The organism is Bacillus sp. MM2020_4, assembly GCF_011250555.1.
GTDB lineage: Bacteria > Bacillota > Bacilli > Bacillales > Cytobacillaceae > Neobacillus.
Genome location: NZ_JAANMZ010000008.1, coordinates 37,326 through 52,325, shown reverse-complemented (window position 1 = coordinate 52,325; position 15,000 = coordinate 37,326). Strand labels below are relative to the sequence as shown.

The following is a 15,000-nucleotide window of genomic DNA, read 5'->3' as shown; positions in this document are numbered from 1 at the left end:
AATTTAGTAAAAATAACATCGAAACCTTTGACAAGCTAATAAAAATAATGTAAATTAGCAAATGTACGAACAATAATAAGTTATTAATCTTAAATATTCGTGTTTAGGGGTGCAATTCATGGAAAATGTATTTGATTACGAAGATATTCAATTGGTTCCTGCAAAGTGTATAGTAAATAGCCGATCAGAGTGTGATACATCTGTCACTTTAGGTAGTTATACCTTTAAATTACCTGTGGTTCCCGCAAATATGCAAACTATTATCGATGAAAAGATTTCCATTTACTTAGCAGAAAATGGTTACTTCTATATCATGCACCGTTTCGAACCTGAAAGACGCCTTTCTTTCATTAAAGATATGAAATCTCGTGGATTGATCGCTTCAATTAGTGTAGGCGTCAAAGAGGAAGAATATCAATTTGTCCAACAATTAGCCGCTGCACAGCTTACGCCTGAATTCATAACAATCGATATTGCGCATGGTCATTCCAATGCAGTGATCGAAATGATTAAGCATATTAAAAAATTATTACCTCAAAGCTTTGTGATTGCCGGTAATGTTGGTACTCCAGAAGCAGTAAGAGAATTGGAACATGCTGGTGCAGATGCAACAAAAGTGGGCATTGGACCAGGAAAGGTGTGTATTACGAAGATTAAGACTGGTTTTGGAACTGGTGGCTGGCAATTAGCCGCACTTCGTTGGTGTGCAAAGGCAGCAAGCAAACCTGTCATTGCTGATGGTGGAATTCGAACACATGGTGATATCGCTAAATCTGTTAGATTCGGAGCGAAGATGGTCATGATTGGTTCTTTATTTGCCGGCCATGAAGAATCTCCAGGTGAAACCGTTGAAAAAGATGGCAAGCTCTATAAAGAATACTTTGGTTCCGCATCGGAATTCCAAAAAGGGGAAAAGAAAAATGTAGAAGGCAAAAAAATGTTTGTCGAATATAGAGGCGCATTAATGGATACGTTAATCGAAATGGAGCAAGATCTTCAATCATCCATTTCCTATTCAGGTGGCAACAAATTAGAAGCCATTCGTAACGTAGATTATGTCGTCGTGAAAAATTCTATTTTTAATGGCGATAAGATCTATTAAGATAATATCCCTAAGATTAATGTCCTCATGAATACACTCATGAGGACACTTTTTTTTACTATTTTATGATGAAAAATTGTTAATGAATTCTCTAACTTGGTCTTGTGTTTTAGCATTCGCACTATGTAAATGAGCCAACTTTTCCCCGTTTTTAAAAACCAATAATGAAGGGATCCCCATCACATTTTGTTCCTCAGAAATTTCCGGAAATTCGTCACGGTCCACTTTAATCCATTGCTTATCATGGTTCTCTTCAATTACTTCATCAATGAACATTGCTAACCGTTTACAGTCCGGACACCAAGTAGTGGTAAAAATACCCACAGTTAGTTCATCTTTTGCGATTTGCTCACGGTATTCTTGTTCGGTTTTTACTTCTTTCATGTACATTCGCCCCTATTTCATTGTTTGTATGATGCCATATTAGATTAAAATCATTGGTGCTAGAAATCAAGGAATTAAACTTATTTCTATCCTTCCACTTACACTGCCGAAAGATAAATCCAATTCCGAAAAATTTTTCAACCGTTTATTAAAATTAATTTTGACAATTATGTGAACAACGGGAATAATATATAAAAAGGGGGATGTGGAATATGAAGGTAAATGAAAAAATCCTAAATACAGTTAAGATTTTCGGCGGACTATTATTAGCTATTGGTATTGCGACATTTTTCTACAGTTTTTTTGGAAACGGTTACAGTAATTTAACAGGTATTGCAATCGGAATCATCGTTGGCGCCGTTTTCATCTTTCTAATGGGAATATTTTTTGTCGTGACAGAAGAAATGCTGAAAACAACAGAGAAAAGGATCCAGTTTGAATCTGTAAAAAGAAAATAGGAGCGCCGAGATCATCGACGCTCCATTTTGTTTTCTTATTTATCTCACATATCCCATTTAAAGAGGAATAATGTACCAAATACCGTAAGCAAAGCAATGAAAATCATGAAGTAAACATTCCCGTAAATAGACAACTTATCCTCAGTTTCCCCAGCATGCATAAACACAATTAGCTGCACGCCTGCTTGTATGAAAGCTGTTACAACAAGAATCGTCATTCCTACCGTGAATGACATATCTAAAAAGTAAACAGCAAGAGCAACAGTTGTTAGTAGTAAAGAAAATACAAACCCCATTATTTGTTTAGCTGGGAATAATTCTTTCATTTTACATCATTCCTTTCAAGTAAATGAAGCTGAAGATAAAGATCCAGACGACATCTAAGAAATGCCAGTAAAGTGAAAAGATAAATGATTTATTTGTTGTTTCTGGAGTTAACCCATATTTTTTCACTTGTACCATGATTGCTAATCCCCAGAACAACCCAAATGTTACGTGAGCTCCATGAGTTCCTAATGTGGTCAGTAGGCTTGCAGTAAATGCACTTGTTTGAATACTAGCCCCGTCATGAATATACGTAAGAAACTCTTCAATTTCGAACCCTAGGAACGCAAGACCGAGCAATAATGTAATGGCAAAGAACGTCATCATTGCTTTTTTCTTACCTATCCGCATTGCATGTATACCAAGTCCAATTGTAAAACTACTTGTTAACAGCAGGATTGTTTCAATTAATACTGGCGTTATTTCAAAAATTTCTAATCCGGCAGGGCCGTTACCTGTTCTATTCTCTAATGTAAAATACGTAGTAAAAAGTGTTGCAAATAGCATAATTTCGGCTCCAAGAAAAATCCAGAAACCGAAAATATTCAATTTATTTTGACCAGTGCTATATTCAAGAGGTTGCGAGTGATCTACATTCATCTTTTAGCCCCCCCTAATCTTTCCTCTGTTTCTTTAATTTCTTCTATTGATATATGTCGTCCATGATCTTTTTCAAATGAGCGGTATACCAAACATGCAATGATTCCAATTGTTGAAATAATGACAAGCGGCCAGATCGCAAATATGAACGAAAAGCCCAATATGAAGAAGATAGAACACATAATAAACGGAACTCCGCTGTTGTTAGGCATATGGATTTTTTCCAATTCACCTGAGAATAACGGATGTTTATTTTTCTTAGCATCCCAGAATGGCTGACTTGAATGAATTTCTGGTGTAATGGCAAAGTTATATTCTGGTACAGGAGTATGTGTAGCCCATTCTAATGTACGCGCATCCCAAGGGTCGCTTCCAATATTTCTTGGTGAATACCGAATACTGTAATAAATATTGTATACGATTAAAATGAAGGAAATCGCCATGATCCCTGCGCCAACAAATGAAACCATATTCAAAAGACCATAACCAGTTGACTCAGAATACGTGTACATCCTTCGTGCCTGCCCGTCTAACCCAGTGATATACATCGGGAAGAATGCTAACACAAAGCCAATAGAAAGCAGCCAGAAGGTCCATTTACCAATTTTTTCATTTAACATGAAGCCGAACATTTTTGGCCAGTAATACGTAAAACCTGCCAGCATGGCGAAAACCACTCCAGGGATAATCGTATTATGGAAATGAGCAACTAAGAACATAGTATTATGATATTGATAATCAGCAGCTGACATGGCCAGCATTACGCCCGTCATACCGCCAATAGTGAAAAGCGGAATAAAACCGATTGAATATAGCATTGGGACGGTAAAGCGAATTTTCCCTTTCCACAAGGTAAATAACCAGTTAAAAATCTTCACCCCTGTCGGGACGGAAATCATCATGGTTGTGATGGAAAAGAAGCTGTTCGATGCAGCCCCTTGGCCCATGGTAAAGAAGTGGTGAGCCCAGACAAAGCATGAAAGGACTGAAATAAGAACCATTGACCAAACCATTGATTTGTACCCATAGAGGTTACGTCCTGAGAATGTGGAAATAATCTCACTATAAATACCGAAGGCTGGTAAAATTAAGATATACACTTCGGGATGTCCCCAAACCCAGAACAAGTTTGCCCAGAGCATATCCATACCGCCATTTTCTGTTGTAAAGAAATTCGTTGCAAATAATCGATCCATGGTTCCCATTGCAAGTGCAACGGTTAATACAGGAAAAACAGTCACAATGATAAGATTAGAAACTAAAGCAGACCATGTAAACATTGGCATTTTCATTAATGTCATACCAGGTGCTCTCATTTTCATGATGGTCGTTAACATATTAATACCTGTCATTAATGAACCAAGTCCCGATATTTGAATAGCAATCATATAATAATTCGTCCCTACTGATTCACTGAATTCAGTACCTGCAAGCGGGAAATAGGATGTCCATCCTGCATCAGGCGAACCACCAATAACAAAAGAGATATTAAATAACATTGCCCCCATAAAAAACAACCAGAAACTAATGGCATTTAAACGTGGAAACGCAACATCACGGGCTCCAATTTGTAATGGAACAAGATAGTTCATGAAAGCAAATATGAATGGCATCGCCATAAAGATAATCATAACGACACCGTGTGTGGTAAATATTTCATTATAGTGTTGCGCATCTAGCAATTTATTTTCAGGTGCAGAAAGCTGAGCACGCATCATAATGGCATCCACACCGCCACGGAACAACATTAACAACGCAGAAATTAAATACATCATACCAATCCGTTTATGGTCAACGGTTGTTAACCATTCGCGCCATAGATATCCCCATTTTTTAAAATAGGTTAATCCAGCTATAATTGCGATCACAACCAGACCAATGGCAACCATAGAGGCATAGATTACCGGGCTTGGATTGGGTATAGCGAATCGTTCAAAAAATTCCATCCGATTTATACTCCTTCCGAGATAATATTACTTACTGTTTGATCCAGTCTTCGTTTTAGTTTAATGATTCATCATACTGTGATCAGAATGTTTATCTGAGTTAGGTTTCGCTTCTTCTGTGTCTGATGAGTCATGATTACCATGCTCTCCTGGTGGTGGTAAAAAGCCTAAGTGTGTTCCTGTAAACGTCATCTGTCCTAGGTGCCCAGGTTTCAACAATTCATCAAATTTACCTTCTGTTAGTGGTTTAGCAGTATCTTTCACTTCCCCCACCCAATCGTCAAAATCATCCTGCGACATGGCGGTAACGTTAAACGTATTTTCAGCCGATCCTTTTCCACTAAAGTTTGCATTCCGCCCCATAAATTCACCTGGTTCATCAGCTGCTAAATGGAGAGTGGTAATCATATCAGACATCGCGTATTTTTGCCCTCCAAGCTGCGGAATCCAGAAACTTGTAATCGGCCCATATGAATATAACTTAAATTCAATTGGTCGGTCAGTTGGAATATACAAATAATTAACCGTTTCAATATTCTCTTCAGGATAACTAAAATGCCATTTCCAGTCCGATGATGATGCATAAATAACTAACGGTTTTTGATCCTCATAACCTTTCGGTGTTGCCTCAACAATGTAGTTACTTTGAACAGAAACGAAAGAAAAATAAGCAACAATAATAATAGGAATTCCTACACAAATCGCTTCAACCCATGGATTCCCTTCTATATGAGGTGGTTCATAGTCTACTGCTTGATTAGAGGCACGATATTTGATTAAAACAAATACTAAAATAGCAAAAACGACTATGACAATAAATGACATAATTCCAATAGATAACAAGATGTCACTTGCCTGTCTTTCAGCTTGAGGTCCTTTCGGATCCAGGACCATTAATGGTTCACAACCTGTTAACACAGTGGCTATAGTAAAAAGTAGTGTCAATAAAGCCCATTTCATTTTTTGGTAGATCCCCTTTCCATTATTCTATAAAACCAAAGCATACTCTTTTTAAAAGATATGTGATTTAAATCACATTTCGTAGTTCTATATTAATATCATTCTTGAAGAAATGACACCAAAACACCACATGTGTCACTGAATGTTCATAATCCCCTTTTCATGATAATTTTTCGATGCGTATCATTAGCTTTTCAGATGAAGATTTACTATCATAAATAAGTTTATCTTTTTTATTAAAAAAACCATTTACTCTTTAAAAATAAAGAGGATATTCTTTTTCGTAATTATTTGTTATAATAAGGTGTCTTTAACATTATTGAGGGGGAACTATATTTCCATGTCAGTCGAAGTAGGCAGTAAAGTACAAGGTAAAGTAACAGGCATCACTAATTTTGGAGCATTCGTAGAATTACCAGGAGGCTCAACAGGTCTCGTGCATATTAGTGAGGTCGCAGACAGCTATGTAAAGGATGTTAATGATCATCTGAAAATTGGCGACCTAGTCGAAGTAAAAGTTATTAGTGAAAAGGACGGAAAAACTGCCTTATCCATCAAAAAAGCAATCGAAAAACCAGAGGGACAAACATCTTCTTATTCTCAACGACCACCGCGTCAAGGAAGAACGGATAACCGTTCCAAAGACTTTCGTTCAAAAGGTCAATTCAAACCGAGGGAAAGTTTTGAAGATAAAGTGTCTAAGTTTTTAAAGTCAAGTGAAGAGAATTTATCTAGCCTCAAACGCAACACTGAATCAAAACGAGGCGGGCGGGGCGGAAGACGCGGATAACCTTCTGCGTTTTTCATAGATCATATAGATAAGGGCAAGCCTGCATAAATAGGCTTGCCCTTTACGTTAAGATAAAATATAAAATGAGAGGAATGATACGATCCTATGAAATGCATTTCAATTGATCTTGATGGCACGTTATTAAACTCAGATCATGAAGTTACCGAAGAGAACGTAAAAGCCTTAAACGAGCTTCAAGAACAAGGCCATTGCCTGATTATGAATACGGGACGGGCATACACCGATGTCATTAAGCTAAAAGCCATCCAAAATATGGAGGTGCCACTTTTTTGTGTAAATGGTTCTGTTTTATATACGAAGACAAGAGAACTGCTGTTTGAAGCAACCCTACCCATTTCAACTTATAAAGAAATATTTTCGATTCTTAAGGGATTAGGTGTGGGGATTCTCGTCTATACCAATCACGGGGGCTTCCCCTCCACCCTTCCCCCATTGCATGGGAAGACAAAACAAGAACTTGATACCCTATTTCAGGAATTTAATTATGATGCCATTCTAGAAAAAGATAATCTAAAAATCTATAAACTGATTGCTTTAGTTCATCAAGACCAGCTTGATACTATTGCTGAAGTGAAAGCCGCCTTAGCCGGAAATTATCCGATTTCAACGGCCTCTTCTTTTCCGAATAATGTAGAAATCACCTCGAGTGAAGCCCATAAAGGCAAAGCATTATTACGGTACCAAGACATGATGGGTCTATCTTTTGATGAAATTATTGCGTTTGGCGATGGCGGCAACGATCTTGCTCAATTTGAAGTTGCTACTACTTCTGTTGCCATGGGAAATGCCCCGTCCCATGTGCAACAAAAAGCAGATATTATCACAAAGACCAATGATGAAGATGGTTTTGCCTATGCTGTTCGTCATCTTTTGCCATTGCTTAAAAGTGAAGTGAAAATAACGGCAAATTAAAGGAAAAAACGTGCCTTTCCAGTTTATTGGAAAGGCTCGTTTTACGTGGTTCAACCCCCCTTTAATACTTTGTTAACAGCTTCATGATTTCTTTTCTTCGATCCTTATTTTTTATTCTTGTTAAATCCAGGGCAACTTCATACCCCTTATGTTTCGACCTTAATACCTCTTTTATCGCATCTTTAATACTTGTCTCATCATCCGTAACGGCAATTACCCTTCGTAACATCTATTTTCCTCCCCAGAGGTTTGGTAATGATTGCACCCCGTTAAAATCTACTCATCTTTTCGCTTGATTAATTGCCTTATTTTGAAAAAATGCCTTCACCGAATCATTGATGAGCGCCACACTAATAGCGGTTAACATAAAAAATCCAATCGGGACTAAAATAATCCATTGATAAGAGAAAATATAACTAATGCTTGAACCAATAACACCAGACCATTCATATGAAATGGAACGTGGGGGATCGATACTCTCGCCATAGGCGATGAAGGAACCACCGAAGAAAAGGTTCAAAAAGCCAAGGTGGGCCAGAAGCTGCAGGGATTGAATAAATTGTTGTCCGAATAGCAAAATCCACTTTTCATACACATGTGGGACAATATGCTTGAAAAAGACACTAGTCTTGCTTGCCCCAAGTATTTTTGCTGCCTCAATAAATGGTTCTTTCTCCACTTGCCTCATTTCACCTGAAAGGTGAATGGTCAAATTTGGAATCGCAATGATAACAAGAATAATAGTTTCAAATAAGGCCCGCTGCCAAAAAGGAGTTGAAAACCCTTCGATTGGCATCCATAACACAGTATGGAGGATAAAATAGGCAATGATTGTCTGTGGGACGACCGAAAATGGTTCGAATATACTCTTTAATACAGAGTATATTCTTGGTCTCAATGAATAAATAAAAGCACTCATAATAATCGACAAAATCATCCTTAAAATGGCCACCAACAGCGTGATTCCGATCGTATATTTGGCTCCTTCAATCATCATTTGCCCGAGATCATAGCCGTATTTATCGGATCCCAGGAGAAAGACTGTCAAGGGAGGATAGGGCGGCGCATCAATCAGGTTTCCTCTTTCATCGGTATGAAACCGCAGTTGTCGAATGTCCCCGTTATTTATGATACTCCAGGTAAACAGTGTAACAAGAAATAAAACACTAACCATAAATCTTTTTCTTTTCAATAAAAATATAGCCATCTACCCTTGATCCTTTCTGTTATCAAAGCTAATCCATTCATAGAGACGATAGAGAATAAAAAATGGGACAAAAATCATAAGGCAGCCAATAATAAATGGGTCCCTCCCGGTTCCCATAACTCTCAGCAGGCCATTCATATTAAATAAATAATCAATCACTAATAGTGTGGAAAGCATCGACCAGAAAATTGTTTTTGAGGCCCCAAACATCCCATCAGCAATATTTCTGAGGATATGGAGATTCAATATATATGGAAACGACAATCCTTTTGCCACAGCTAAGGATATATAGGATTTCTCCAATTCTTTCTCAATATGATGGATAAGGATTTTTGTTATGTAAAAACTAATCGGAATACTGATGCTGATGATGGGCAACAAAACAGCCTTTTCCCTTACAGAAACAACCTGGGCCAGCTTTATTCCGGTTTTTTGATAAATCAAAATGACCGCCATTTGTAATAGGAGAATAAACATTAAGTCCGGGACCGATTCTGCTAACTCTAGTACATATTTAATCACTTTCATTCTTTTGCGAAACAGCATGAATGATAGATAGGTAATCAGGAAAGAAGTGAAGAATGCAGCCACAATGCCCAAACCTAATATTTTCATAGACTCGAAATAGCTCTCTATAATAAACGGAAATAATGAACTTTTACCATCTCCTGTTAGAAAGTCTCCTAAAGTAAAGACTTTACTATTAAGCTCATAGATGGCATGAAAATATTCAGTGAAATGAAAAGATATATTGGCAAATAAAACAGGAAATGCTGCGATTAGGATAAGCACCTCTATACCGATGAAACACTGTAATATCAGGGAACCTATTTTTTTAACTATTTTCATTAGGACTTCCTCTTCATCTATTCGATAATTATTTTAAAACAATAAATAGTCAGTAAACTAAACTAATTATACCGATTCCTCCATCATCTGGCTATAATTTCCTGCAAAAAAAACATCTCCACCATGGGGAGATGTTAAAGAACGCCTTCTGTTTTATTTTTTAGCCGAAGTGCTGAGAAATTCTGAAAACAAACGATACAACCTGAAATCAAGATGGCAATAAAAACAGGAAGCAACCAGCCAAGTCCATCATTGTATAAGGGCAATATCTTTTCATAAAATGAAATAATCGATTGTAACCAGCCAAAATAGCCGATTTCAAGCAAATCACAGAATGTTTTGAAACCATCAATCACACTGATCATAAATGTGACCGTAATAGCGGATGCATATACAATCCTTGAATGGTGAAAAATTTTTGATAGGAATGTCAGTAACATCAATGCGATTGCCAATGGATATAACAACATTAACACTGGAATGGAGAAGTGAATGATGTTTGATAACCCAAAGTTTGCGACAGCAAATGACACTAGTGAAAAGAAAACTACCCATACTTTATAACTGACTTTAGGAAAGATTGTATGGAAGTATTCCCCACAAGCCGTCATCAATCCGATACTTGTTGTTAGACAGGCTAAGATAATAACGATCGATAACATAACCGTTCCTACTGAACCAAAATAATAGGAGGCCGCCTTGCCAAGGACTGGTCCTCCGGTATCAAACAGACCGAAAGCTTCTGTACTTGTTGCGCCAAGATAGGCAATGCCGACATAGATGATACCAAGAAAAACGATGGCTACAATTCCAGATTTAGCTGATGCCGTTAGAATTCCGCGTGTAGACGTTATTCCCATCGAACGGATCGCATTGATGACAATAATCCCAAATACAAGTGATGCGAGGGCATCCATCGTGTTATACCCTTCCATTAACCCCTTCATGAACGCCCCGTTAACATAGGATTCCTGGGGTACGCCAATGGAACCGACTGGTTTTACCACAACCATCACTAATAAAACCAAAAGGAGAATAATGATTCCAGGCGACAGGATTTTTCCCACGTTGTCCACTATCTTAGCAGGATTTAATGAGAACCACAGTGTAACAATAAAGAAAACACAGGTAAAAATAATTAAACCCGCATGTCCAAATCTCTCTCCAACGACCGGTGCAATCCCGATGTCATAGGCTACAGCACCTGTTCTTGGTGCGGCAAAAAATGGCCCAATTGTTAAATAGAGTAGTGAGGTAAAGATGATCCCGTAAACAGGATGAACCCGCCCCGCAAGTTCCTGTAAGTTTTTACTACCAGAAAAGCCCATCGCCAAAATCCCAAGGAACGGCAGGCCGATACCGGTAATTAAAAATCCTCCTATTGCCATCCAAATGTTTGTTCCTGCCACTTGCCCCAGTCCAGCCGGAAATATTAAGTTCCCGGCACCAAAGAATAACGCAAACAACATAACACCTATAATGAAATACCTTGAAAACGGTAATTTATTTTGCATATAAACTGCCCCACCCTATTGTAAAAATACTGATAGTGTAAATATACTATCAATCATTGAACTATTTCCGGAACTAATAATACTATTCCCACGGAAGAAATTCAACCTATTTTGGGGATTATTTAGACAATTTCGAAATGACAAAAACATACTGTTGTATAAATATTATCAATGTTTATCAATGTAGGTATTAAAGGATAGGGCTCGCGACAATGTTATCCAGAAAAACAAAATCAAACGAAAAAACCTCTACCTGAGTAATGTGACTGGCAAAGGTTTTCTAATCCATACAATTTTTCTATTAAATACCATCCCGAAGGTTTTCTAAGATTGGAAACAGCTCTTCCAATTGCTTAATTTCATATGTAGGAATGACTTCATTTCGCTCTTTTTTGTGACGATTGATCCAAACCGTTTTAATGCCAGCACAGTTAGCACCTAGAATATCGGTCATCAGGTTATCTCCAACCATTATAACTTCCTCTTTCTTCACCGAAAGAAGTGACAAAGCATGTTCAAAAATGGATGGATCAGGTTTTCCTTTGCCAAAAGCACCGGAAATCACAATTTCATCGAAATAAGGGACAAGTTCTGGCGTTATCTCTAGTTTCGTATTTTGTAAATCGGGTGAGCCATTTGTCAACAAGAGAAGCTTAAATTTTCCCTTTAAGAGGTCAAGTGTTGTAAAGGTTTCCTCGTATACAATCGGAGACTTTCTCCTTTCCTGCGGGAAAAGCTCTGCTAACCATTCGCCAAAGTCAGGGTCATCCACTCCCATTATCCTTAGCCCTGTTGTCCAGGCATCTTTCCGATAAACAGGAGCCGTTTCTTTCATCTTCATAAAATTAAAATCATTTTCATCCAAAAAATTACCCCATAACCCTTCAAATGGATTAATTCCTATCATTTGCGTAAAAGGGTAAAAATCATAGGAAGAGTAAAGTTTTCTCGCTGCCTCACGAACAGCATCTTCCAATTGATCAGCATCAACGCCGTACCGATTTTCAGCTGCTTTACATGTTGAAGCGAACGCATCTTTAACACTCTTTTGATCCCAAAGTAATGTATCATCTAAATCAAAAAATATCGCTTTTATCATGAACCTCACACCCTTCTTTCAAAACTATTTTTACTAGTTTACCATTTTACTACTTTAAAGCAAATAATTTTGCAAAAAATTCAAAAAAGTGTATGAAAGAGTTTCGTCATACACTTTTTAGTAACATCCTGCTACGACGTCACAGATATCACATGATTAGGAGTTAAATCATCCTGAATGGTTGGATCGACGGTCTCGTTATTTCCAACTACCATTAAATTTTCATCTGGATTTTTAGAGACAATAATTACGCCATTCTTGATTAATGATTGACTTCCGACCACGGCATTTTCAATCCACGCATTCTCCTCAATAGTGGTATGCGGCAAAATTACCGCGTTTTTAATCCTTGCCCCCTTTCCTACCTTCACGCCATTACATAAAACTGAATCTTCAATCGACCCGTAAACCTCGCAGCCTTCACTAATCAAGCTTTGATGGATCTTTGCGCTTTCGGCTAAAAACAATGGCGGCTCATGATGTTCAACCGTATGAATCTGCCATTTAGGATTCTGCAGAAAAATATTATTCTCTCCTTTCAATAAATCCAGATTCGCCTCCCAGTAGCTGTGGACCGTGCCAACATCCCTCCAATATTGATCAAAATAGTATGCATAAAGCTGTAATCCATCAGACAGCATCGAAGGAATAATATCCTTGCCAAAATCGCGATTGGTACATTCCTTCTGTTCCTCCAGTTGTAAATAGTCTTTTAAAATCTTCCATGTAAAAATATAAATTCCCATCGAGGCAAGATTTGACGAGGGTCTATTCGGTTTTTCCTTAAAATCAATAATTTTGTAGGTTTGCCTATCAATATTGATGAGCCCAAAGCGGCTTGCCTCTTCCCATGGAACCTCAACAACCGCGATGGTACAATCCGCTTTTGTTTCAATATGCTGTTCTAGCATCACTGAATAATCCATCTTATAAATTTGATCTGCAGACAAAATGGCAACATAATCTGGGTTATTTTGCTCAATGAATTCAATATTTTGATACACAGCATGTGATGTCCCCTCATACCACTCCACCCCGGAATTACTGCGTTGATAGGGTGGGAGGATGGTTAAACCGCCATTTTGATTATACAAATTCCAATAGCTGTATTGGCCGAGATGGGCATGCAACACATAGGGCTTGTATTGCGTTAAAATTCCGACTGTCTCAATTCCTGAGTTTTGGCAATTACTTAAAGCAAAGTCAATGATTCGGTATTTCCCACCAAAGGGCACGGCCGGCTTCACAAGTGTTTTGGTCAGTAGATTCAATCTTGTCCCCTTACCACCAGCCAACAATAACGCAATCCAGTTTTGCTTTTTCATTTTCCTCCTCCTCGAAAAATTATTTTTGAACCTGTATGCCGCCTGTATAAAATGTTCTTCTTCTACTCTTATTATCACCGATTTTTTCCATTTTTTCGTGTAACCTGTTACAGCTTTGTGAATTTGTCCTGCTTTTTTATCGACATAAATTGTGGCCTTACTCTTGATTTGACTAGACTTGTCGATATTTTTAGGTTTACAGCGAATTAAAAACTGCCCGGAATCCCACGATTTGCCGTCGCGGTTTCCAGGCAGTTTAGTTTACTAAGATAATATTCTCTTTTCGCCATCGATTACTTTTATTGGGGCTATATTTTGGGTAAATTCTAGAGTACCAACGTATTTTCCGTCTTCATCCCGAACAGCAAAGTAACGAATATAAACATATTTATCCTTAAATGGTATCCAGAAGTCTTCACTATCTTTCTTACCTGATTTAAATTCAGCAAGCAATTCTTCCACTACATGGACACTTCTTGGCGGATGGCAATTTTGAACCGTCCGGCCAATTACTGCTTTTGTCCGCGCGAAGATTCTTTCTTTCCCGTGTGAGAAATAGCGGACAACATCATCCTGATCAATGAAAGTAATATCTACTGGTAAATGGTTTAACACCAGTTCAAGTTGTTTTAATGATAGAACCCCGGTCTCCATTTTTATAAATCCTTCAGAGATAGTATTTTCGTCCAACCCTTTCCGATCGGGCTTCCATTCTTCAGCAGGAGCGGTGAGGCAAAAGCCAATTTCATCACTTTCATGGGCAATTTTCACCCATTCGTCTTCCGTGAGATTTTTCAAAGCCATTGGGAAAAGGATGTTTTCTTCGCGGTAAATCATTTCTCCTACTTCTTGAATGACATAATTCATTATTCCGATAACGGCTTGCTTATCACCATTATAAGTAGCCAGTTTTTGTTTTGCTTCTTTAATGCCGTCACGGATAAAGTCGTCTATCCGCCACATGTTGGTAGTTGGGCCATAGATTCCGTATTTTTCTAAATACGGAAAAATCAAATTCTCCTTACGGCTGTAATGCTTATCGATATCAAGCAAGAGATTTACATCTTCCAATAGCTTAAAGACATGTTCAGCAGAATCTTCTTTTTCAAATTGCCAAAGGTGGATTTGAAGCTGCGTTTTCAGTAATTTATCCAGTTCTTGATTTTCCAGTTTAAAGGTATGAACAGGGTGACCCGGCCGATCTTCCGGCTTTTTCACTTGTTCTACCTTCTCCTCTTCAATCGAACCCTTAAATATAGCCGTATGCTGGGCGTATAAGCGCTGCAGTTCCGCAGCCGAAATTCCTTCGACAAAATCATGCTGAAGCTGGGAAATTTCATCCACTGTAATTTTTCCAATATAAGCATCGAAATGCGCCTTTACCTCATCAAGGTTTCGACCATTATGTAGGTCTTGAAATATTTGTTTTAACATTGTCATCCGTTCTGTATTTGTAGTAGATAAGTTTTCACGGTTATTAATGAATTCACTCATTTTAGGATTCTCCTT

Annotated in this window: 16 protein-coding genes; 4 read left to right on the top strand and 12 right to left on the bottom strand. The window is 37.9% G+C overall.

Features of this window, described 5'->3' with window-relative positions:
- The first annotated feature begins 118 nt into the window (after nt 1–118).
- Complete coding sequence (gene guaC, locus G6554_RS08330) at nt 119–1,102, top strand: GMP reductase (protein ID WP_166240654.1); 984 nt, start codon at nt 119–121, stop codon at nt 1,100–1,102.
- A gap of 63 nt (nt 1,103–1,165) precedes the next feature.
- On the opposite strand, the gene G6554_RS08325 is transcribed toward guaC, so the two are convergent.
- Nucleotides 1,166–1,486: a thioredoxin family protein gene (locus G6554_RS08325; protein WP_166240652.1), complete on the bottom strand. Its 321-nt coding sequence runs from the start codon at nt 1,484–1,486 to the stop codon at nt 1,166–1,168.
- Between the two features lie 212 nt (nt 1,487–1,698).
- Between G6554_RS08325 and G6554_RS08320 the strand changes: the two genes are divergently transcribed.
- A complete protein-coding gene (locus tag G6554_RS08320; RefSeq protein WP_166240650.1) occupies nt 1,699–1,944 on the top strand; it encodes a DUF2207 domain-containing protein in 246 nt (81 codons plus the stop codon).
- Between the two features lie 44 nt (nt 1,945–1,988).
- Here G6554_RS08320 and qoxD read toward each other — a convergent pair whose 3' ends face one another.
- From qoxD to qoxA, 4 genes are read right to left on the bottom strand one after another with little or no spacing between them, the layout of a single operon-like run.
- Nucleotides 1,989–2,270, bottom strand: coding sequence for a cytochrome aa3 quinol oxidase subunit IV (gene qoxD / locus G6554_RS08315; protein WP_166240648.1), 282 nt, complete (start codon nt 2,268–2,270; stop codon nt 1,989–1,991).
- 1 nt (nt 2,271) lies between these two features.
- A complete protein-coding gene (qoxC, locus tag G6554_RS08310) occupies nt 2,272–2,868 on the bottom strand; it encodes a cytochrome aa3 quinol oxidase subunit III (RefSeq protein WP_166240646.1) in 597 nt (198 codons plus the stop codon).
- A complete protein-coding gene (gene qoxB / locus G6554_RS08305) occupies nt 2,865–4,814 on the bottom strand; it encodes a cytochrome aa3 quinol oxidase subunit I (RefSeq protein WP_166240644.1) in 1,950 nt (649 codons plus the stop codon). Before qoxB ends, qoxC begins: the two co-directional genes overlap by 4 nt.
- Nucleotides 4,815–4,874: 60 nt before the next feature.
- The gene (qoxA, locus tag G6554_RS08300; protein WP_166240642.1) at nt 4,875–5,774 is read right to left on the bottom strand and encodes a cytochrome aa3 quinol oxidase subunit II; all 900 of its coding nucleotides are present in this window, start codon (nt 5,772–5,774) and stop codon (nt 4,875–4,877) included.
- A gap of 340 nt (nt 5,775–6,114) precedes the next feature.
- Here qoxA and G6554_RS08295 point away from each other — a divergent pair, with 340 nt between their 5' ends.
- Together G6554_RS08295 and G6554_RS08290 are read left to right on the top strand one after the other, a co-directional pair.
- The gene (locus G6554_RS08295; protein ID WP_166240640.1) at nt 6,115–6,564 is read left to right on the top strand and encodes a S1 domain-containing RNA-binding protein; all 450 of its coding nucleotides are present in this window, start codon (nt 6,115–6,117) and stop codon (nt 6,562–6,564) included.
- A gap of 105 nt (nt 6,565–6,669) precedes the next feature.
- Nucleotides 6,670–7,497, top strand: a complete 828-nt coding sequence (locus G6554_RS08290) for an HAD family hydrolase (RefSeq protein ID WP_166240638.1) — start codon at nt 6,670–6,672, stop codon at nt 7,495–7,497.
- Nucleotides 7,498–7,558: 61 nt separating this feature from the next.
- Here the strand turns inward: G6554_RS08290 and G6554_RS08285 are convergent, their stop codons facing one another.
- The 7 genes from G6554_RS08285 to G6554_RS08255 all read right to left on the bottom strand — a co-directional run bounded on the left by G6554_RS08285 (nt 7,559) and on the right by G6554_RS08255 (nt 14,985).
- Complete coding sequence (locus G6554_RS08285; RefSeq protein ID WP_166240636.1) at nt 7,559–7,726, bottom strand: hypothetical protein; 168 nt, start codon at nt 7,724–7,726, stop codon at nt 7,559–7,561.
- 51 nt (nt 7,727–7,777) lie between these two features.
- Nucleotides 7,778–8,704 carry an ABC transporter permease subunit gene (locus tag G6554_RS08280; RefSeq protein ID WP_166240634.1) on the bottom strand — a complete coding sequence of 309 codons (927 nt, stop codon included), beginning with the start codon at nt 8,702–8,704 and terminating at the stop codon, nt 7,778–7,780.
- On the bottom strand, nt 8,705–9,553 hold the full coding sequence (locus G6554_RS08275) for an ABC transporter permease subunit (protein WP_166240632.1): 849 nt from the start codon (nt 9,551–9,553) through the stop codon (nt 8,705–8,707).
- Nucleotides 9,554–9,687: 134 nt separating this feature from the next.
- Entirely contained in the window at nt 9,688–11,067 is a 1,380-nt protein-coding gene (gene brnQ, locus G6554_RS08270; protein ID WP_166240630.1) for a branched-chain amino acid transport system II carrier protein, read from the bottom strand.
- 301 nt (nt 11,068–11,368) lie between these two features.
- Nucleotides 11,369–12,166 carry an HAD family hydrolase gene (locus G6554_RS08265; protein ID WP_166240627.1) on the bottom strand — a complete coding sequence of 266 codons (798 nt, stop codon included), beginning with the start codon at nt 12,164–12,166 and terminating at the stop codon, nt 11,369–11,371.
- Nucleotides 12,167–12,297: 131 nt separating this feature from the next.
- A complete protein-coding gene (locus G6554_RS08260; RefSeq protein ID WP_166240625.1) occupies nt 12,298–13,491 on the bottom strand; it encodes a glucose-1-phosphate adenylyltransferase in 1,194 nt (397 codons plus the stop codon).
- A gap of 264 nt (nt 13,492–13,755) precedes the next feature.
- Nucleotides 13,756–14,985 (bottom strand): DUF438 domain-containing protein, encoded by a 1,230-nt coding sequence (locus G6554_RS08255; RefSeq protein ID WP_166240623.1) that lies wholly within the window; start codon nt 14,983–14,985, stop codon nt 13,756–13,758.
- Nucleotides 14,986–15,000 lie beyond the last annotated feature (15 nt).